The organism is Bacillus coreaensis, assembly GCF_050586445.1.
In the GTDB taxonomy this organism is placed as follows: Bacteria; Bacillota; Bacilli; order Bacillales; family Cytobacillaceae; genus Robertmurraya_A; species Robertmurraya_A coreaensis.
In genome coordinates this window covers 1-21,397 of the sequence record NZ_JBOCCY010000006.1, presented here as the reverse complement: position 1 = coordinate 21,397, position 21,397 = coordinate 1, and the positions used below count along the sequence as shown (strand labels likewise).

The 21,397-nt window shown below is 40.4% G+C and carries 21 protein-coding genes and 2 rRNA genes; 1 reads left to right on the top strand and 22 read right to left on the bottom strand.

The features are described 5' to 3' along the window. Positions 1-47: 47 nt before the first annotated feature. From copZ to ACQ5H4_RS10955, 18 genes are all read right to left on the bottom strand, one after another. Positions 48-254: a copper chaperone CopZ gene (gene copZ, locus ACQ5H4_RS11040; RefSeq protein WP_430774970.1), complete on the bottom strand. Its 207-nt coding sequence runs from the start codon at positions 252-254 to the stop codon at positions 48-50. Positions 255-267: 13 nt separating this feature from the next. Then, complete coding sequence (locus ACQ5H4_RS11035; protein ID WP_119709870.1) at positions 268-600, bottom strand: metal-sensitive transcriptional regulator; 333 nt, start codon at positions 598-600, stop codon at positions 268-270. A gap of 128 nt (positions 601-728) precedes the next feature. Beyond that, positions 729-2,849 carry a heavy metal translocating P-type ATPase gene (locus ACQ5H4_RS11030; RefSeq protein WP_430775223.1) on the bottom strand — a complete coding sequence of 707 codons (2,121 nt, stop codon included), beginning with the start codon at positions 2,847-2,849 and terminating at the stop codon, positions 729-731. A 10-nt stretch (positions 2,850-2,859) separates the two neighbouring features. Then, the gene (locus tag ACQ5H4_RS11025; RefSeq protein WP_430774969.1) at positions 2,860-3,228 is read right to left on the bottom strand and encodes an ArsR/SmtB family transcription factor; all 369 of its coding nucleotides are present in this window, start codon (positions 3,226-3,228) and stop codon (positions 2,860-2,862) included. A gap of 122 nt (positions 3,229-3,350) precedes the next feature. Beyond that, positions 3,351-4,670, bottom strand: coding sequence for an MFS transporter (locus ACQ5H4_RS11020; protein WP_430775222.1), 1,320 nt, complete (start codon positions 4,668-4,670; stop codon positions 3,351-3,353). A 128-nt stretch (positions 4,671-4,798) separates the two neighbouring features. After that, the gene (mgrA, locus tag ACQ5H4_RS11015; RefSeq protein ID WP_430774968.1) at positions 4,799-5,791 is read right to left on the bottom strand and encodes an L-glyceraldehyde 3-phosphate reductase; all 993 of its coding nucleotides are present in this window, start codon (positions 5,789-5,791) and stop codon (positions 4,799-4,801) included. Positions 5,792-5,815: 24 nt separating this feature from the next. Beyond that, entirely contained in the window at positions 5,816-7,066 is a 1,251-nt protein-coding gene (locus ACQ5H4_RS11010) for a sugar efflux transporter (protein ID WP_430774967.1), read from the bottom strand. A 38-nt stretch (positions 7,067-7,104) separates the two neighbouring features. Continuing rightward, complete coding sequence (locus tag ACQ5H4_RS11005; protein ID WP_430774966.1) at positions 7,105-8,067, bottom strand: 2-hydroxyacid dehydrogenase; 963 nt, start codon at positions 8,065-8,067, stop codon at positions 7,105-7,107. A 144-nt stretch (positions 8,068-8,211) separates the two neighbouring features. Beyond that, positions 8,212-9,411 (bottom strand): MFS transporter, encoded by a 1,200-nt coding sequence (locus ACQ5H4_RS11000; RefSeq protein WP_430774965.1) that lies wholly within the window; start codon positions 9,409-9,411, stop codon positions 8,212-8,214. 190 nt (positions 9,412-9,601) lie between these two features. After that, the gene (nagE, locus tag ACQ5H4_RS10995; protein ID WP_430775221.1) at positions 9,602-11,047 is read right to left on the bottom strand and encodes an N-acetylglucosamine-specific PTS transporter subunit IIBC; all 1,446 of its coding nucleotides are present in this window, start codon (positions 11,045-11,047) and stop codon (positions 9,602-9,604) included. A gap of 35 nt (positions 11,048-11,082) precedes the next feature. Then, entirely contained in the window at positions 11,083-11,832 is a 750-nt protein-coding gene (locus ACQ5H4_RS10990) for an SIS domain-containing protein (protein ID WP_430774964.1), read from the bottom strand. An 18-nt stretch (positions 11,833-11,850) separates the two neighbouring features. Further along, complete coding sequence (locus tag ACQ5H4_RS10985; RefSeq protein WP_430774963.1) at positions 11,851-12,573, bottom strand: GntR family transcriptional regulator; 723 nt, start codon at positions 12,571-12,573, stop codon at positions 11,851-11,853. Next, on the bottom strand, positions 12,566-13,315 hold the full coding sequence (gene nagB, locus ACQ5H4_RS10980) for a glucosamine-6-phosphate deaminase (protein WP_430775220.1): 750 nt from the start codon (positions 13,313-13,315) through the stop codon (positions 12,566-12,568). Before nagB ends, ACQ5H4_RS10985 begins: the two co-directional genes overlap by 8 nt. Positions 13,316-13,318: 3 nt before the next feature. Then, complete coding sequence (gene nagA, locus ACQ5H4_RS10975) at positions 13,319-14,509, bottom strand: N-acetylglucosamine-6-phosphate deacetylase (RefSeq protein WP_430774962.1); 1,191 nt, start codon at positions 14,507-14,509, stop codon at positions 13,319-13,321. 125 nt (positions 14,510-14,634) lie between these two features. After that, a complete protein-coding gene (locus ACQ5H4_RS10970) occupies positions 14,635-15,984 on the bottom strand; it encodes a 4Fe-4S binding protein (RefSeq protein ID WP_430774961.1) in 1,350 nt (449 codons plus the stop codon). Further along, complete coding sequence (locus tag ACQ5H4_RS10965) at positions 15,968-16,444, bottom strand: hypothetical protein (RefSeq protein WP_430774960.1); 477 nt, start codon at positions 16,442-16,444, stop codon at positions 15,968-15,970. The genes ACQ5H4_RS10970 and ACQ5H4_RS10965 overlap by 17 nt, the downstream gene beginning before the upstream one ends. Before the next feature lie 206 nt (positions 16,445-16,650). Continuing rightward, positions 16,651-17,253: a YczE/YyaS/YitT family protein gene (locus tag ACQ5H4_RS10960; protein ID WP_430774959.1), complete on the bottom strand. Its 603-nt coding sequence runs from the start codon at positions 17,251-17,253 to the stop codon at positions 16,651-16,653. Between the two features lie 120 nt (positions 17,254-17,373). Then, the gene (locus ACQ5H4_RS10955) at positions 17,374-18,702 is read right to left on the bottom strand and encodes a 6-phospho-beta-glucosidase (protein WP_430774958.1); all 1,329 of its coding nucleotides are present in this window, start codon (positions 18,700-18,702) and stop codon (positions 17,374-17,376) included. A gap of 197 nt (positions 18,703-18,899) precedes the next feature. Between ACQ5H4_RS10955 and ACQ5H4_RS10950 the strand changes: the two genes are divergently transcribed. Beyond that, on the top strand, positions 18,900-19,652 hold the full coding sequence (locus tag ACQ5H4_RS10950) for a MurR/RpiR family transcriptional regulator (RefSeq protein ID WP_430774957.1): 753 nt from the start codon (positions 18,900-18,902) through the stop codon (positions 19,650-19,652). Positions 19,653-19,831: 179 nt separating this feature from the next. On the opposite strand, the gene ACQ5H4_RS10945 is transcribed toward ACQ5H4_RS10950, so the two are convergent. The 4 genes from ACQ5H4_RS10945 to ACQ5H4_RS10930 all read right to left on the bottom strand — a co-directional run. Next, positions 19,832-20,188, bottom strand: coding sequence for a hypothetical protein (locus tag ACQ5H4_RS10945; protein ID WP_430774956.1), 357 nt, complete (start codon positions 20,186-20,188; stop codon positions 19,832-19,834). Between the two features lie 61 nt (positions 20,189-20,249). Next, positions 20,250-20,606: a hypothetical protein gene (locus ACQ5H4_RS10940; protein WP_430774955.1), complete on the bottom strand. Its 357-nt coding sequence runs from the start codon at positions 20,604-20,606 to the stop codon at positions 20,250-20,252. A gap of 279 nt (positions 20,607-20,885) precedes the next feature. Next, positions 20,886-21,001 (bottom strand): 5S ribosomal RNA (gene rrf / locus ACQ5H4_RS10935). 189 nt (positions 21,002-21,190) lie between these two features. Beyond that, positions 21,191-21,397: ribosomal RNA gene (locus tag ACQ5H4_RS10930) — 23S ribosomal RNA — on the bottom strand; the annotation flags it as partial.

Below are 21,397 nucleotides of genomic sequence, written 5' to 3'. Positions count from 1 at the left end.
ATATTTTTTTGAAAAGAGGACGTGCTATTTCTAGCACGTTGTCTTTTTTACTTTACATCATAACCTTGATCATCAATCGTTTCTTTAATTGAATCTAATGATACTTTGTCAGCATCAAATTCTACAGCAACTGATTTATTTTCTAAGTCAACCTTTACAGCTGCAACCCCTGCTAATTCCCCAACGCTACCTTCTACTGCTTTTACGCAATGTCCGCATGACATACCTTCTACTTGTAGTGTTACTTTTTCCATGATTAACCACTCCTTATTTTTTCATTAATTTTTGAATTGTGACAAGTACTTCATCTAATACTTCTACATCGCCCTCTTGCAGACGATCAACCACACATCCCTTTAAATGGCCTTCTAGCAATATTTTTGCGACACTGTTTAAAGCTGATTGTGTGGCTGAAATTTGTGTAATGACATCGTCGCAGTATGTGTCTTTTTCAATCAGTCCCTTGATTCCACGAATTTGGCCTTCAATGCGGTTTAGTCGTGTGACAAGATTGCTTTTCACTTTATCTGAATGGTGACTTTTCCGATCACTGCTATGGCAGCTTTCCTCTTCATGTAGCAAAGAATCATCTGGATTCATATGACTCCCTCCTTTTATGCTTTTATAATAGCATACCCCTGTATAGTATGTAAATAATAAATAAAAGAAATATATGGATATTTTTCGAACACATTCTCTCTATGAAAAAGGCTCCCCAAAAGGAAGCCCTATGATTCATCTTTCACCCGAAGCAATCGTAGGCTGTTCAGTGTCACAATTAGCGTGGCTCCCATATCTGCAAAGATGGCAATCCATAATGTAAGCCAGCCTGGGACAACTAATAATAACGCTAATAGCTTAATACCAAGTGAGAAAGTGATATTTTGTTTAATAATATTTAATGCTTTTCTACTCAACTTTACAGTGAACGGTAGCTTTCTTAAATCATCAGCCATAAGCGCAATATCCGCTGTTTCAAGGGCAGTATCTGTTCCTGCTCCACCCATTGCAATGCCAACGGAAGAAGCTGCTAAGGCAGGTGCATCATTTACACCATCACCAACCATTGCTACCCGCTGATAAGTAGCGCGTAATTCTTTAATAAAAGAGAGCTTTTCTTGCGGGAGAAGATTCGCTTTGACCTCATTTACTCCTGCCTTCTGTCCAATCGCCTTGGCCGTACCTTCATTGTCTCCTGTAAGCATAATGGTCTTTTGCAGTCCGAGTGAGTGAAGCTGTTGTACCACGTCTTTTGTTTCTTCTCGAATCTCATCGGCCACTGCCACTAATGCTAGGAACTGTTGGGATGAACTAACAGCCATCACCGTTTTTCCTTGTTCCTCAAGGACGGAAATTTTTTCACGATAGACTGTTGCTAAGCCACCCTCCAGCTGTGCATGAATAAAACTTGGACTTCCCACATAATACTTCGTCCCTGCAATTTTCCCTTCGATTCCTTTTCCCGTTACTGAGGTAAAATCCTTCAGTTCTAAATGGTCATAATTCAATGCCCATTGATCTGCCTTTTTTAAAATAGCAGAGGCAAGTGGATGCTGAGAAACCTTCTCTAGTGCTGATATAATGGCAAATGTCTCGTTGGCAGGAATGTTCGGAGCAGTTTCATAGTCGGTGACTACCGGAATGCCTTTAGTTAACGTGCCCGTTTTATCAAACGCAATCGCCTTAATGGCTCCCATTTCCTCTAAATGAATGCCACCTTTGATTAAAACGCCCCTTTTCGCTGCATTTCCAATGGCTGTTACGATAGCAACAGGTGTGGAAATAACGAGAGCACATGGACAACCAACCACTAACACAGCTAAGCCTTGGTATACCCACTCATTCCACTCTAAGCCGAACAGTAATGGTGGGACAACCGCTACTCCAAGGGCAAATAGCATAATAAGCGGTGTGTAATACTTTGCAAAGCGGTCAACAAATGCCTGTGAGGGAGCTCTTTCCGCTTGTGCTTCTTCAACTAAATGGATGATTTTCGCAATCGTGGTATCTTCCACATGCTTTGTTACCTTTACCTCAAGGAAGCCTTCTTCATTTAGGGTTCCTGCGTAAACCTCATCGTTCACTCCCTTTGCAACAGGTACGGACTCCCCAGTAATAGCTGCCTGATTTATGGCTGACATGCCTTTTACGATAATGCCATCCATCGCTAATTTTTGGCCAGGCTTTACAAGTAGAATATCATTGATTTGGATGTCTTCTACTTCAACGATCATCTCTTGAAGTCCACGTCGTATTACGGCTTCTTTCGGAGCGATATCCATAAGTGAGCGAATCGATTGGCGAGCTTTATCCATCGAATACGATTCAAGCACTTCACTAATCGCAAACAAGATAACAACTGTTGCTCCTTCGCCCCATTCACCGATTATCGCAGCTCCAATAACGGCTATGGTCATGAGTGTTTTCATATCGAACTCTAGGCGCAGTAGATTTCTGAATCCTGTGTTAAACAGGCGATAACCTCCTAAAACCATGGAGGAAGCATAAGCTATCATCGATGCTAAGGATTCTTCGCCACGGAGCTCACCAATAATCCATCCTATAATTAAAAGCACAAAGGAACCAAGAACCGTCGCATGCTTTTGTAGAAATGGCTCCTTCACCTCTTGAATACGAGCCTTTTCAGGTTGAACCTTTATACCGTCGAATGCACCGGCTTTTTCAATTTCTTCTATCGTTGCCTCACCAAACACGGTCAGTTTGGCAGCACCAAAGTTTATATTTGCATCAAAAACACCATCCAGGTGCTTTACGTTCGTTTCGAACTTTTTAGCACAACTGGCTCAAGAAAGCCCTTGAACGCGGTACACTTGTTTACTATTCGTCATTGCAATTGAATTATCCACGTAATGCCACCTCCTTTTGATGGGTAAAGGCGATGTTAACGAGTTGTTTAACATGCTCATCGTCTAAGGAATAGTAGACCAGTTTTCCTTCTTTTCGGTATGAGGCAAGACCCAGGTTTCGAAGGAGTCGAAGATGGTGCGAAGCGGTAGCAACGGTGCACCCAACAATATTAGCCACATCGCATACGCAAAGCTCCTCTTCCACACTTAGCGAATATGCAATTTTCACACGCGTGTCATCCGCTAATGCTTTAAAAAGCTTCGAGACTTCCATCGTGTTTTGCATATTAAGCTCATTTTTTACTTTCGTAACCTTCTCCTCATCAAAACAGGTGACCTCACATACATCCTCTTTCGCCATTACACTTCCCCATTTCATTCAAACATTCTTTTGAATATTATAACATATGAAATACTAATGGTAATTGTGACTTAGATAAAAATAATGAAAAAAGAGGACAATTTCGTTGTCCCCCTCACCTATTAATCCGTCGTAGGTTTTTTTCGGAAAAAGATTTCTGGTTCAAAACGGTGTAGAGGATGTGTTCGATTCTGCGCTGGTTCTGCCGAAATCCTAGGAGCCTCCTCCGGCCTTCGCGGATCTTGCGCTGCCCTTGTTAAAGACTCGGTTAATGGACCCCATCTTCTTAACATCATCACAAGAAAAAATATGACGCATCCAGCAATCGTAAAGACGATCGAAGGAGAGGCATTGTTCACACCGCCTACATCTAACAGGCGGCCACCTATTGTTTTTCCTCCCGCTTCCCCTAATCCATACACCACATTTGATAAAGCAAAAAATAAACTGATCAACTCTGGTTTGGATAACTGAGAAATCGTGCTATCTACCGTGGGCAAAACCATCATTTCCCCAATCACAAAGATGGCTCCACTTATGATAAATAGAAAAAATCCGTTTGTGAAAAACAAAGATGATATCCCTGCCGTAATAAACAATACGCCTATTCCTAGTGCGGAGATCGGGTTCATTTTAGTAATGAATCGTTTGGTTATGAAGCCTTGAAGGGTGATAACGATAAAACTGTTGATCGTCCAAATTAAAGAGATATTTTTCGGGTTGTCCAACACGACTGTTGCCCGCAGTGGCAGTGCAAGTGAAAACTGTGCATACAATGCCCAGATCAAAACGGTTACGATACTAAACATGATAAATGGCCGATGCTTTAAAGCTTCCCCATATGCCCCTAATGGCAGTGATGGACAAGGGATGTCGCCGCAATTTTTCGGTAGTAAGAGCCAACTCACTAAAGCCAGTCCAACATAAATAGCAGCTGCGATAAAGAAGATGGTTCTTGAGGCTTCAGCTATAAGAAAAAAAATGATAAGGCCACTGGTACCTGTCCCTACATTGGCCGCAATTCCACGAAGAGAAAAAGCAGTCGTTTGGTTTCCACTTGAAGAAGCAAATGCCGCAATCGCTGCCTTCGTGGAGGGAGCATTCAAACCATTGCCAAGACCCATAATGGCTGCCGAAACCAGAAGAAACAGGTAATCAGTAAATAAGCCAAAGCTCATTACTCCACCTGCTGTAATCAGGGCACCCAAGCCGATGATAAAACGTCGCCCTATTCGGTCCGCAAGAACTCCTCCTGTAATACTTCCAAATTGAAAAGCAATGGCTATCGTTGCTAAGATCGTCCCAATCTGTACCAAGGTTATTTCTGTTTCAGTTGTTAGTATGATAGGAAGCATAGGCATCACAAGATAGGAACCTAGGTGAGCAAGCAATACTCCTAACAGAAGAATTTGCAACGGACGATCTAGTTTTCTATATTCCATTAATCCCACTTTGATTACATCCTCCCAACGTTCAACGTTTCTTTTCCTACTTTTCCCCATTACATACTATTTATGAAAATAGCCTGCTGCCCCTATCGTTAGATGGGAGCAACAGGCTATCAACAATATTAACTTTTTAAGATATCTTCAATTCGTTGTATTTCTTCTGTGGAAAATTCCAAATGATTAAGTGCGGCGACGTTATCCTCAATTTGGCTAACCTTACTCGCACCTATTAATGCGGAGGTTACTCTTCCTCCGCGAAGAACCCAAGCAAGAGCCATTTGAGCAAGGCTTTGTCCTCGTTCAGTAGCAAGGGCATTTAACTTTTGCACTCGACTGATTACTTCCTCGGTCACTTGGTCCGTACCTAATGCCCCCGTCACTTTCACTGCTCTTGAATCACTAGGTAGACCTGTTAGGTACTTATTGGTTAGTAAACCTTGAGCGAGTGGGCAAAAAGCAATCGAGCCCACTCCATTTTCCTGAAGAACATCCTGCAGCCCATTTTCAATCCAACGATTGAGCATCGAATAGCTTGGTTGGTGAATAACTAACGGCGTCCCTAAACGGTTTAATATACTGATTGCCTCTGCTGATTGCTCTGCACTATAATTGGAGATTCCTACATATAGTGCCTTTCCTTGGCGAACCATTAAATCCAATGCGCTCATCGTTTCTTCAAGCGGGGTATCCGGATCAGGTCTGTGTGAGTAGAAAATATCTACATAATCTAGACCCATACGTTTTAAACTTTGATCAAGACTAGCCATTAAGTACTTCTTCGATCCCCAGTTCCCATATGGTCCAGGCCACATATAATAGCCTGCCTTCGAAGAAATTATCATTTCATCCCGGTAAGGGGCAAAATCGGTTCTTAACATCTGTCCAAACATCTCTTCAGCCGAACCTGCCGGTGGTCCATAGTTGTTTGCTAGATCAAAATGTGTAATCCCTAAATCAAATGCTCTTCTTAGCATCGCACGGCCATTTTCAAATGTATCTACTCCACCAAAGTTATGCCATAAACCAAGAGAGATGGCAGGGAGTAATAGACCAGAGTGGCCACTACGATTATATTTCATTAACTCATATCGATCGTCACTTGCTTGATAGACCATATTTTTTCCTCTTTTCTCTATTATTTATAAACCCGGTGCATTCGATTGTGCTGTGGTTTGCAGTCTTCTTTCTTTTCCATAAAGAACGATAAATACACATGCCAAGCCTGCAGATAGAGTATAGACCGTAATCATATGGTCATAATTGATGAACTCAGAAATAAGCCCGAACAACAAATATCCTACTGTAGATCCAATCTGTGTTGTGTTCATGTAAAGAGTCGTTGCTGTACCCGGTGCTTCTGGCATAAAATCCTGAAAATATGAAATAGCAATCCCAGACGTAATGGAAACCTGTGCGGCACTTAAAATCTGCAAAGGATAGATTTGCCAAGGCTCGGTAACAAAATTAAATAAAAGAAAATACGTAAAGGCAGTGACAAATCCAATTTTCACAAGCAATGCAACATCCATTCTTGTGGCTAGTAAACCTAGCCCAATCATCATCGGAACTTCAAAAATCGGTGGCACACTAAAAATTAAACCAACATCCATTTCCGTTCCATGAAGTACCTTCGTAACAAATTGAGGCACATTTAACATATGAATAGAAGTAGCTGTCGATAACAATAGTGCCGCAGCTAGATTGGCAAAAATATGCGGTTTGATGATCGATTTTTTAACCGACAATGCCTCTTGGCTCACAATCTTCTGTTTTGACACTTCCTGTAATAAAAACACAACTGTTAGAAAAGCAAGCAAGTACCCAGCAGCTACGAATAAAAACAACCCTTTGAAGTCAACCAATATTAGGAGCCAGGCCCCTAGAGCAGGTCCCACCGTCCAAGCCAAAGCAAAAAACATTCGAAATATATTCATGATAAAAGGCGTATCTTCCGCTGGGATAGCTGCCTCTTTTAAAGCATCTCTTGCATATGCCCATAATTGTGGAACAGCAGCTGCTGATGCCCCTAATAAAAAGAATGCGGTTACAGACAAAGCAAAATAATTCCGTAAGTAAGCAAATAATATATACCCAATCACCCCAGCGAAGGTAGTGAGGATAAGCAGGTATCTTCTACTAAGCTTTGTATCTGATAACTTTGCCAATGAACTGCTGATGGTAACTCCACCTAATGCCAGCACGGTCATAAAGACACCAAATGCTGCGTTACTCATTCCGACTTCATCAATACCGAAAAGAGATGAATAGGGAATAAAGAAGGAAGTGGAAAAACCAAGGATGGTGTTAATTAAAAAAAGGACTGGTAAGGATGGAATTTTCCAAATAAATAGTACCTTTTCCTTTGTTGCGGTAACTACGTTCTTTTTCATATCATCAATCCTTCTGTTGGACTATGAAGCTATAACTTTTATACAACTACATGTTTCGGTGTTTGATTATTTAATGCTAATAATAAATTATCTGTTGCTAGATGGGCCATTTGAAGTCTCGTTTTTATGCTCGCACTCCCTATATGAGGAAGAGTCACTACATTAGGCAGTGTTAATAACCGATGATTTCGGGGAACGGGTTCTTCCTCAAATACATCCAATCCAGCTGCCCAAATCTGGCCCGACTGCAAAGCATCAAACAAGGCATCCTCATTTACAATTCCACCACGTGCAGTATTGATTAAAATGGCATTGCTTTTCATTAAAGCTAATTCTTTTGCTCCAATCAAATGTTTCGTTTCCGGAGTATAAGGTGTCATAATACAAACAAAATCAGATTCATTTAATAACTGATCCATTTCAACATAGGTGATAGAAAACTTCTTTTCGAGATCCAGCTTCCGAGAACGATTATGATAGAGGATTTTCATGTCAAAGCCCTGGGCTCTTTTTACCAAAGCAGCTCCAATCCTCCCCATACCGATGATTCCTATTGTTGCTCCGTACACATCTTGACCAGTCAATTGCATAGGAGACCATGTTTTCCAGTCCCCATTTCGCAAATAAGAAGATGACTCTATTAATCTACGTGCTGTTGCCATTAATAACGCAAATGTTAAATCGGCAGTTGTTTCTGTTAATACCCCCGGAGTATTAGTAACAGTAATTCCTTTTAACTTTGCTTCTTCAATATCTATATTGTTAAAGCCTACCGCCATATTACTAACTACCTTTAATCTTTTTGCCTTTTCTAATAAAGCTTGATCGATGCTGTCGGTTAACAAACAAAATAACCCATCCACTTCCTGAATTTCTTTTTCTAACACGTCTCTTGGTACAGGAATATCTACTTCCTCCCACATTCGAATCACGCAATACTCTTCTATCCTTTGAATGATTTCATCGGGAATTTTTCTTGTGATATAGACCGTCGGCTTCAAGTGTGGCCTCTCTCCTTTCAGATTCTAATTGAATGCTAACACCTTAGGGCTATCTCCCTTTACTCCCGTTGTGCTTCCTAATCTATATTAAACCATAAGAAAACTCGCTTCACCATTAGGGAAGCGAGTTGATATCTTGTTTTATCAAACCTTTTCAGGTGTGCCCAATTTCGGTTGTTTCGGTGAGCGTTTCACCCAAATCATTGTAGTCATCAATGTGAACAGTAATAATATTAACCCTAATACAAATGGGTAAATGATATTCACATCATAAAGTAGCCCAGCAAGTGTTGGTCCAAGAATATTCCCGATACTCATATACGCGTTGTTCATCCCCATGGCAAAACCTTGTTCACGACCAGCAAGCTTTGAGATTAGGGTGTTTAACACTGGACGTAGAATAGACGTTGCTAAGAAGATGATTAAAGTGATACCAAAGAACAGCACATAGCTTGATGCAAAAATCGATAACAAAAACCCTACTGTGGCAACTCCTAAAAAGATATTTAGGACCTTCTCTTCCCCAAGGTTTACCACCAATCGATCAACAACAAACAATTGAACAATCGTACTGATGATGCCTGTTGCTGTAATCATTAAGGCAATTTCCTGAGGAGACGCACCAAACTCATTATCAACAAACAATCCTAGTACGGATTCATAAGCCATTAATCCAAAGCTCATAACGAGGGTAATCACTAATGGAATAAAATAAGGCATCTTTACTGATCGAACAAGCTTTTTGGCCATCGATTCATCATCATAATGAATGCCTTCAGCTTGTTCCTGTTGACTTTCTTTTAGAACAATAATTGAGAATATAACTGCTACTAGCGAAACAATCGCTGAGATTAGGAACGGTACTTTTAATCCGTATTCCGTTAAAAAACCACCAATCCCTGGTCCAATCACAATTCCAAGTGACATAGCAGCTGAGATCAAACTGTTTCCTTTGGCACGCTGCTCCATCGTTGTAATGTCTGCAACATACGCAAATATGGCAGGTACAAGAAGGGCTGCACCAATTCCACCGATTACCCTTGAAAAATATAACCACCAAATGGTATCAACGGCATAAAAAATAAACATCGATGCTGTTAATCCAACTAGTCCGTAAATAATCATTTTTCTTCGACCGTATTGATCCGTCCATTTTCCGGCAATCGGTGAGAAAATAAGCTGTGCTCCAGCAAAAATCGCTATCATTAGACCGGCTGCTGTTCCTCCCTGTCCAATCGATTGCAAATATGCAGGCAAAATTGGGATAATAATACCGAAGCTCCCAATTGCTATAAACATATTAATCATAAGTACAATTAATTTTTTCCTTTGTTCTGCGCTCACTTGCGCACCTCCATCCCCCTGCGAGAAGTAGGTAAACCATATATCTCGCCTCAAATACACCTAAGTATACCACCAAACATTCTTAAAAATGTACGTTAAAAACCGACTTTACTAAAATTTAACCAAAAAAACCGTAAACATTCGCTGTTTACAGTTTTTTTGACAATATTCATTTAATTCATCTTGTCATCTACTTGTTCTTTCTAATTTTATCGACTTCATCAGCAACGAACTGCACTTGGGTTCCGACGATGACCTGAATACTATTTTGGCCAACAATATTGATTCCCGGAATGCCTGTTGATTTGATTTTCGCTTGGTCAACAGCTCCCATATCCTTTACCTCTATGCGAAGACGAGTGACGCAATTGTCTACAGAAGTAACATTGGCATCTCCCCCTAAACCTTCGTAAATAACAGCGGCCATTTGTGCGAACTTATCACGACCAGTCGCTACGGCCTCTCCTGTTTCCTCTGTTTCTTCTTCACGACCAGGAGTCATTAAATTGAACTTTGTAATTAAGAAGCGGAATAAGAAATAATAAATAGCTGCAAAAACTAATCCTTGCACAAGAAGCATATATGGTTGGTTAGCTAGTGGCAATCTTGAGCTTAATACAAAGTCAACGAAACCAGCACTAAAGCCAAATCCAGCTGTCCAGTGGAAAAACGCTGCCACAGCTAAAGAAATTCCCGTTAACACCGCGTGAACTACATATAACATTGGTGCCACGAACATAAATGCGAATTCTAGCGGTTCTGTTACCCCAGTAAAGAATGAAGCAAATCCTGCTGCAAGCATTAAGGAAGCTACTTGCTTTTTACGAGCGGTTTTCGCTGTATGATACATGGCAAGGGCTGCGGCTGGTAAACCAAACATCATGACTGGGAAGAATCCAGCTTGGTACATACCTGTAGTTCCTTTTGTTCCATTTCCAGACCAGAAGTTACCGATATCGTTAATGCCAGCCACATCAAACCAGAATACAGAGTTGAGTGCGTGGTGTAACCCCGTTGGAATTAACAAACGGTTAAAGAAGCCATACAATCCTGCTCCGATAAAATCAAGCTTACTGAATGCTGTCCCAAATGAAACCAACCCAGTGAATATAACTGGCCATGCAAAGAAAAGAACTAATGATACCACTAACATTGACACAGCCGTCATAATTGGTACGAGACGTTTTCCACTAAAAAAGGCAAGGGCATCTGGCAGCTTTACATGACTAAAACGATTGTAAGCAAACGCTGCGACTAACCCAGATAAAATACCAATAAATTGATTCCCAATCTTTCCAAACGCGGCATTTACGTCTGCTGGATCAATCCCTTGAAGCATCGCCACAGCGTTCGTTGAAAGCAAGGTTGTAACAACCAAATACGCCACGAGACCACTTAGGGCAGCAGATCCATCTTTATCCTTAGACATTCCTAGGGCAACCCCAACAGCAAAGAGAATGGCCATATTATCAATGATGGATCCTCCTGCTTTAATCAGGAACGCAGCGACTGGACTACCTGCTCCCCACCCAGATGGGTCTATCCAATAACCAATCCCCATCAGAATGGCTGCGGCTGGTAAAACGGCCACAGGAAGCATAAGTGAACGACCAATTTTTTGTAAATACTTCATCACCATTTTGTTTCCCTCCTCTTTCTCCTCAATAAAAGTTATTTATATAAATTTCTTACTAACATAGGGATTCTTTCTTTGTAGCGATCAATTAATTGTTGATTATGCGAACCAGCATCGTTTGCATTATTGCTTAAAAACACGGGGGGCTCTTTTCCCTCTTCAAGCATCCGCTGAACGGTTTCAGCCATGATCGCATTCACGATCGTCATACCGATAATGGAAGAACCAGAGCTAAACCCACTTGCACTCTTTGGATGTTGTAGAAGGGTATCGCCAATTTCTATGTGATTATCAATGGTCAAATCAGCCATCTCAAACAAATACTTTCCACTTTCATGCCTAGAAGCTTGTGTGGCTGCATAACGAGGGGAAGTAATCGCAATGACATACGCACCTCTCTCCCTCGCAATTTCAGCCACTTCAATCGGAACGGGATTTCTTCCAGAAGTAGAAGCCACGATAACGATATCACCTGCTAGAATATTGCTAGAAGTTAGATGTTTTTTTGCTAGACCACTCTTTTTTTCTAGATTAGATGATTCAACCGCTCCTTTATGCAACATCAAATCTTCTATGAGAATCGGGCTAATCGGAGCGAGTCCACCTGCGCGGTAAAAGAGTTCCTCTGCGAGCATATGGGAGTGTCCAGAGCCAAACACATGGATGATGCCATCATTTTGGATACATCGAGCAATCTCATGAGCCGCTTCTTTCATTTTTCCCTGTTCCTCATTTTCAACCTCATCGAGTACGTCTCTCAGTTTTTGAAAATACTCTTTCATCATGTTCTCCCACCTCCCCTTCTATCTCTTCATGTCGATCATAAACTTGTAGCGATCTGCTCGGTAAGAGGACTTCACCACTTCAATTGGGGTTTCATCTTCAAGATATGTGTTTCTCTGAATCAGCATGATTGGTGCACCCTCTTTGATGCTTAAATACTCTGATTCAATTTGATTCGCCACCGACGATTCAATAATTTGTCTTGCATGATCAATTTTAAAGCCTAACGTACCCTCGATATACTCATACAACGAACGATTCACAATCTCTTTTGTCAGGCCCTTTACCTTTTCTGCGGATATATAGGTAGTTTCAAGCGCCATTGGCACCTGGTCAGCGAGACGAATTCGTTTGATTTCGTATACAGGACTACTTTCCTCAATAGATAGATATTTTGCGATACGAACAGGTGCTGGAATGACCTCGAAGTTTATCAGCTGGCTTCCCGGCTCCAAGCCTCTGGCTCTCATATCTTCAGTAAAGCTTGTTAGCCCATGCAGTCCTTGCTCTACCTTTCTTTCTGCTACAAAGGTACCTTTCCCTTGGAGTCGATATAAGTACCCGTCATTCACTAGCTTTGTGAATGCTTGGCGAACCGTCATTCGACTAATTTGGTAAGTTTCCGCATATTCCCGTTCCGGTGGAAGGGCATCTCCAGCCTTCAAATCCCCTTTTTCAATTTGGTCCTTTATCAGCTCCTCCAACTGATAATAGATGGGAATAGGCGAGTTTTTATTAATCATACGTAACTTCCTTTATCTTTAAATTTCCAATCGCAGCTTCATCTGCAATGATAGTGACAGAAGGATGTTGCTTTAAGATGGAAGCCGGAAACTGCTCGGTCAAATCTCCCGTTAATAGTTTGGCTAGCGCATCATGCTTATGCTCACCTGATATTATTAAGAGAATTTCCTTGCTCTTCATAATCGAAGCAATCCCCATGGTGACGGCCTTTTTCGGCACGTCCTCCATTGTCTCAAAATAGATGGAGTTTGCTTCTCTAGTTGACTCAGCTAATTCCACCACATGCGTATACGATTCAAAAGAAGCACCCGGTTCATTAAACCCAATATGACCGTTAGACCCAATTCCCAATAACTGAAGATCGATTCCGCCTTTTGCTAGAATTTGCTCATCGTAATTTTGACACTCTTGCTTTAAATCTTCCGCTGTTCCATTTGGCACAAAGGTATTCTTCAGATTAATATCAATATGATTAAAAAAATGATCATTCATATAGTAACGGTAGCTATTCGGATTCTGTCCTGTTAACCCAATATATTCGTCCAAGTTAAAGCTCACAACTTGTTTGTAAGATGTTTTTCCACGCTTATAATCCTCAATCAGCTTTTCATACGTCCCTAGAGGTGTTCCCCCTGTTGCTAAACCAAGCGTAATGTTTGGATTAGCTCGGACCTTATCACTGATATAACTTGCTGCCAGTTCACACATATGCTCATAGTTTTTTACTTCAATTAGTTTCATCATCTATTCCTTTCTCTGAAATGCAATCGCTCCACGACAAACTGTCATTTTCACATCAAGATCTCCATCTAAAATGACAAAGTCAGCATCCTTTCCAACGGTAATGCTTCCTTTTCTGTCGTAGACGTTTAATTGCTTTGCAGGGTTAATCGATGCCATATGCACAACATCCTCAAGCGTACAATTCGTGTATGTGATCATATTTTTCACAGCACGTTGGGTTTCTAATATACTGCCTGCAAGTGTTCCATCTGAAAGCGTCGCCATTTCATCGTTCACATACACATCTTGACCACCAAGTTCATACACTCCATTTTTCAGGCATTTGGCTCTCATAGAGTCTGTGATTAAGATCAGACCATGCTTCTTCTTTTGCTGAAAAGCAAATCGAACCATTTCTGGATGAACATGAATACCATCGACAATCAACTCGGCCTTTAACTCTTCTATTAAAAGTGCTGCTCCAGCTACACCAGGCTCCCGATGATGCAACCCTCTCATTTGATTAAACAGATGGGTAACATGAGTAGAACCTGCTTCTACTGCTTGCTTTACTTCTTCGTAGGTTGCATCTGAATGACCAATGGAGGCAATAATATGGTGGTCACTTAAATATTTGATAAGCTCCAATCCACCAGGAAGCTCGGAAGCAAGTGTAACCAGTTTGATCGTATCTTTTGAAAGGGCTTGCCATTTTTTAAACAGCTTTATATTTGGATGCAGCATATGTTCCACAGGCTGCGCACCAGCTTTGTCAGGATTCACAAATGGTCCTTCGAGATGGATACCTAGAATTTCTGCTTGTGGTGTTACTTGATTGTTTCTGATATATGCACCAGCGGCTTCTAAGGCATTTTCAATTTTTTCATGAGACTGTGTCATGGTTGTGGCCAAGAAGCTTGTTGTTCCTTCACGTGGAAGAGAAGTTGCCATCGTATATAAGGCATCCTCAGTAGCATCCATGACATCTGCACCATTGGCTCCGTGAATATGCACATCGATAAAGCCAGGGAGAAGATTAAAATGAGGAGGAAGTTCTATCACTTCGAATCCACTTTCGTCAGGTAGCATCTCGAGTGATCCTACTTCAACTATTTTTTGATTACTAGTCTTAATATAACCGCTTTCAATAATGCCCTGCTCTGAAAACACTCTCATCCCTTTTAATAAAAGGGGTGAATGAGAAGAAATCATCCTCTCTACCTTCTTTCTTTTGTGACCTTTTTGCATGTTCATCATACCACTCTATACATATAGTTGTCTAGACCAATTTTTATACCAAAATAAAAACAGCTGCCGATTGCTCAGCAGCTCTATTTTTATACGCGATGACTCATCGGCAGTGAAAATAAGTAAATATTGATGATACCTATTATGAGCATTAATCCATAGTAAGGCATCATAGCTTTAAAACTTGCCTTTTTCCCCATCTTGTATGCCGTATAAGAAGAACCTAAAAATCCTATTGTAATGATGAGATATTGAAGCATTTGTACCGTTGATGTTGAGGCCAAACTTAAGTCCCCACTTGTAACCTCTTTCCCCATAAAGGCAAGTGAATTAAACCAGATTGCTTTTCCTTCTGTGATGATATGGAACAGATTATGTCCAAGATGCCCGGCAAGATCAAGCGGAATAAAGGCATATCCAAAAAGAATAAAGTTTTTCTTGATCGTATTAGGCATACCTAATAAGGTTGCCAGTTTGGCTGCACCTAATAATAGTAAAATTGGAAGCGCCATGGAGATGATAAAGGCAATCGTAAAATTGACAACATAATTAGAAGTACCCGTTACAATAGATATTGTTTCGAGAATTTGTCCCCATATTTCAAGCATCGTGATGTTTTGTACAAACACAATTCCCATGATCACAGCTGCCAGTGAGGCATGCTCAAGCTTGGGATTTTTGAGACTCCAAAGCTCTTTTGTTGGAACACGTACATGTAACTTGATTGAATCATTCGGGCAATTTTTCACACAGTTTCCGCAAATATTACATTCCGCACTCGAATCCATGGTTCGAACGAACTGAAACATCGGACACCCTTCCGCTTGTTCACTCCCCTTAAAGCAGCTTTGTGTCTTGCACGTTCTGCAAATATCGGCTGTTCCTCTTAGTTCTAACGCTCCTGATCGAGAGTAATTCCCTGCTAATCCTCCTAAAAAGCAAAGCGTTTTACAAAACGTTCTTCTTTCATAAAAGACGGATGTGGCAACCACCATTGTGACAAGTAAAAGCAGCAAATACCCTGATCCACGAGGTGACTCCACAATTCCCCATACATGATCGCTATACGTAATGGCAATGAAGAATAAGTCGATTAGCCATATTCCATACTTTCTTAAAAACTTTGGCATGGGCCTCTCACTACCTACCATTTTCCGAATGATATCACTCAATTTTCCGAATGGACAGATAGCGCACCAAAAACGGCCCATGGCTATAAATAAGATCGGAATAATCGGCCACCATAACACCCACGTCATCGTTGTTCCAAAGTTACGATGTGGATTCACCGTACCTGCTACTAACTCTACCACGATAACAGAGAAGAAAACTAACACCACCCATTGAAAAATACCTGGATACCATTTGCTTTTAATAAACTTCTTTATTATCGGAATCGACAATAAATCGATAGAAGATTTCTTATTTGTTAAAGCCATGATTGTTTCCTCTCTTTCTAACTTTGTTCCAAATACCAATTAGAAGGAATCCGGCATTTATTGATGCAAAACTCGATAATACGATGTAGTTAGGTCCTGTCTCTTCTCCGGTGAACGTACCATGTGCACCCTCTTCATTATGGGAGCTGGAGTCATCATGGCCACCTTCATCAACGGTGGTTTCAGAATGATTTTCGCTGCCATGATTGGATGTGGCATCTGTGTCATGAGAGTCGTGTGAACTGGAACCCTCAGTCTCATGTGTACTTCCTTCTATCTCGTGAGAATCGTGTGAGTCCGTGACTTCCTCTTCGGTGTCTGAATGATCATGCTCGTTAGTAGAGATGTCCTTTAAGTAGTTTTCTGTCTCTTGTTCCTCCCCTTCATGTGCAAGTGCTGCTGAATGGTTTGTGAAAAATAGGAACAGTATGGCAAAAAGAGCGGATTTCCATTTTTTCATATAGAATTTTACCTCCGAAAGTATTGAATAATATCTTAGATAAAATGTAATCGGAGGATATGCAGAATTTATGTAGATTGTTTGTAGAATTTGAGAACAGTAGATGTGGTATATCACTCTCGATTCGACATACATTTAGATACTCCTTGACAATACTGCACATAAGAAAAAGAGCCCTAACATAGTAGGAGCTCCTAGAAATTGAATTATATTTTTTCATAGATGAGAGTAGAGTAGCGCGTGCAAATTTGAATGAGTGGTCCAATCATCAACATAATAATCACAGTTCCTAAACCAATCGGTCCGCCAACAATCCACGCAAAAGCTAAGCCAATCCCCTCTAAAATGGTCCGAGATACATTTAATGTAATATGAAATCGCTCACTTATAATAAGCATCGTACCATCATACGGCATGGTTGGAAATTTAGAGGTTAAATAGATTCCGATTCCAATACCCGTAAGAACGATTCCAGCTAGGAAGGCTCCCCATTGCATTGTCCATACAGCCTCTGTGAGTTGTACATTCTTCAAGGTAACACCCATTTGAAAATCAATAATTACTCCCCATAAAAGTACCGTAATTACTGATTCAAACTGAATTCGTTTCTTTGATAAGATGGAATTAAACACTAAATAAAATGCCTGGATGAGCATAACCCAAATTCCAACGGTGAGGCCTAATTTAGCGACAATTCCCACAAAAAATGCATCCCAAGGTCCTGCTCCTACACCGGAATTAATAATTAAGCCTACTCCTAAACACGCAATCACTAACCCAATAAAAAAGAAGGATGTTTTCTTTAACATCACTAGTTCCTCCATAACCTGCTCTCAACCGTCATTATCCGGTGTAGAAAGAGGTAAATTAATTTTTTCCATAGAAAAAGCTCTGGAACGATATGCCCCAGAGCATTTCATATCGTGCTTTTATGCTTCAACTTTCGTGAAGAATTGTGGTAAATGCTCTTTGTGAGCTTCTAACATTTCATCAACGATTTGCTTAGCAAGCTTATCAGATTGCACAAGCGGGTTAATCGTTAATGCAAGAACGGCTTTCTTGTAGTCTCCTGTTACAGCTGCTTCTGCTGCCACTCTTTCGAAAGACTTGATTTGTTGTACAAGTCCTCTTACTGCTACTGGAAGATCTCCTACAGCGATTGGCTTAGGACCCTCTTTTGTAATGATACAGTTTACTTCTACAGCTGAGTCATCTTCAATGCTAGCGATCGCTCCGTTGTTACGAGTGTTTACTGGTTGGATATCACGCTTGTCATTGTAGATTGAGTTGATTAAGTTACATGCAGCGTCACTGTAGTATGCTCCGCCACGCTTTTCTAATTGTGGTGGCTTGATGTCTAGGTTTGGATCTTTGTATAGTTCGAATAGATCTTTTTCAAGAGCTTGAACTACTTCTGCACGTGTACCTTCTGCTGCTGCTTTTTCATGTTCTTCTTCAAGCATTTCACCTGTTTTGTAGTAATAACGGTGGTATCCACATGGAATAACCCCTACACCTTTGATGAAGTCAGGCTCCCATGATAGACCTGAAATATTCTTCATAGTCATTGCATTTTCTGGATCAGCCATTGCTTCAATTACTTGATCCATTACACTTACACCGTCAAGGTATACATTTAATCCGTATACCATGTGGTTTAGACCAGCGAAGTCCACATGTACGCGCTCAGGCTCAACTTTCAATGCCTTTGCAATTCCCATTCTCATACCGATTGGAACATTACACAGACCCACTACTTTTTTAATATTGCTGTGGCGTAGTACAGCCTCTGTTACCATACCAGCTGGATTTGTGAAGTTGATTAACCATGCGTTCGGGCAAAGCTCTTCAATATCCTTACAAATATCAAGGATGATAGGAATCGTACGAAGACCTTTGAAAAGTCCACCAGGACCGTTAGTTTCTTGACCAATTACGTTATATTTTAAAGGAATTCTTTCATCTTTCGCACGAGCGTCAAGTAGACCTACACGGAATTGAGTTGTGACGAAATCGGCACCTTTTAACGCTTCTCTTCTATCTAGAGTTAGATGAATTTCCATTGGAACACCTGCTTTAGCAACCATACGCTTAGCAAGATTTCCTACGATTTCTAACTTTTCTTTCCCTGCTTCTATATCAACTAACCAAAGTTCTCTTACTGGTAGCTCATCGTATCTTTTAATAAATCCTTCGATTAATTCTGGAGTATAACTTGAACCTCCGCCAATTGTGACGATCTTAATACCTTTACTCATTGTTCATCCTCCTAATTAAGTACTGTTTTACTAATACCTATTTTAGAGGGGAATTGAACTTTTGAATATAGTTTTGGAAGCGTTTGATTTGTTTCACACGAAAAGGCATTTGTTCCATAAAAATAACACTGTGTTTCTCTGTTAGTGTATAATATTAAAAGTGAAGAAAAGCGGGAATATGTAAGGGAGAGAAGGCTTTGTTTACGAATGAGGTAATTGCAACATTCAACGAACTAGAGATGCTACTTTACAACTACATAACACAAAATAAAGAGAAAGTGGTCTACATGCGAATCCGCGATCTAGCAGATGAAACCCATGTATCCACCTCAACGATCATGCGTTTTTGCAGGAAATTAAATTGCGAAGGGTTTTCCGAGTTTAAAGTAAAACTAAAGCTATTAATTGATGAAAAAAACGAGCCAAGCATAAAAAGTAGCCAACATGTGTTAGCAGAGTTTTTTGAACGAACGCAAAATGAAAAATTCACTTCGAAATTAGAGGAAGCAGCAGAGGTAATTGCCAAAGCAGATAGCGTAATTTTTATCGGGATTGGTAGTTCTGGAATTCTTGCCGAGTACGGAGCAAGATATTTTTCAAGCTTAGGGAAGTTCTCCATGTATATTAAAGATCCATTTATGCCGATTCACGCAAACTTGAATAATAGTATCACCATTGCCCTTTCTGTTTCAGGTGAAGGAAACTACACCATCTCTCATATCCACCAGTTAAAAGGAAAAGGCAGCAAAATTATAAGCATTACCAACAATCGTCAATCCACAATCGCCAAATTAGCTGATGTGAATATTTCTTATTACGTCTCTGAAGAATTTGTAGAACACTCTAATGTAACAACACAAATTCCCGTAATATATATATTAGAAGAAACTGCTCGACTCGTATATGAGTTGGGTAGGAAGAAAAACTACGAGGAAACCCCTCCTATGTAATAGATTTTCACAAAATAGCTCCAAGCAATAAGCTTGGAGCACTTTTTTATATTATTTCTATATTTTATTACTACGAACAACTATGTTTAAAGTTCCTTATTTCATTCATAGAATACTTTGCAAAAAAACCGTAGATATTTCTCTACAGTTCTTATCATTTCATTATAACTAATTAAAAGCTAGAAGAAGTTAGGTCCAAAAATTCGTAATTGTGAAGCTCCCCTTTTATGAACCTGTTCACGAGAACTTGAATCATCATTTATGGTTTTTCTCATCTTACTATTACCACCAGTAAGTTCCTCCATTTTTTTTACTGCTGTTTCAAATTCTGATTGGGACAGCTGTTTTGTTGCAAGAAGAGAACATAACACGGCGTACGCAATAGGTCTTGTGTCTACATCAATATTCACTTGTACATCGACATCTGAATTACCACTATGTCCAATGCTTGCTTGATTACTATCTAATTTTGAACTCCCCTTATTACGAAACTGGTAGACATTCCTCTTGCTATTCCCTTCTGGATTTTCAATCATTGTCTACCCTCCTTTGTAAAATAGACAAGATTGGAATATCCAATCTTGTCGTATTCTACAATTAATCTTGTTCAACATCCTGCTCAACATCTTGGTTGTTGTCTTGATCCTGTTCTGAATCTGCATTCGCTCTAGAACGTGAGCGAACACGCGCATTAGAATCAGAGTCAACGTCAATGTCCAGATCGATTCTTGCATTTCCTGAATTAATAATTTTAGCAACGTTCGTATTCTTATCAACATTTTTTACATCATTTTCGTTTTGCACATCTGTTCTTAATTCATTATCATTTTCAAAATCAAACTCTACATTTGAATCAGATCTGCTATCGCTGTCGGAACGACTTCTACTGTTACTATTCACCGCCCTGTTTTCTTCATTGTTACTACCACGTCTTGGAAACCAAATATTGCCCATTCCATATTCCCCCTAATAATTTTCTCAAGATTAATATATTATTTAATCTTAAAGATGCATGGACAAGCACCCTAGGACAAGCGTGGAAAGTATTATATATTTAACAAAAAAGGCTTTTTAAAATATTTGTTATAAAAAAAGAGTATCCCTTTTTCGAGATACTCCTTCAAACTGCTAGCCTCACTAATGAGCTTCTTTTTCAAAAACTAAAGAAGTAAGCTTCCGCAAAAAATATAAAAAAAAGAGAGCAATCATGTTGACTACTCTCTTTTATCAGGTGCCTGGCGACGTCCTACTCTCACAGAGGGAAACCCTCAACTACCATTGGCGCTGAAAAGCTTAACTTCCGTGTTCGGTATGGGAACGGGTGTGACCTTTTCGCTATCGCCACCAGACTATTTAATTGAAGGTTGTTCCTTCAAAACTAGATAAAGAGTTAAAGTCAGAAGAATGAGTATCATTTTGCATAAACGAGCTCCGGCGGCTAGTCCCTCGGGGTCATAAGCTAAAGCCTTCCAGAGGTCAGGACCTCTTACAGTCTTCGTCTTATGCCTGTCGGGACTAACCAAGCCGCCTACGCATCTTTGGTTAAGTCCTCGATCGATTAGTATCAGTCAGCTCCACACGTCACCGCGCTTCCACCTCTGACCTATCAACCTGATCATCTTTCAGGGATCTTACTAGCTTGCGCTATGGGAAATCTCATCTTGAGGGGGGCTTCATGCTTAGATGCTTTCAGCACTTATCCCTTCCGCACATAGCTACCCAGCGATGCCTTTGGCAAGACAACT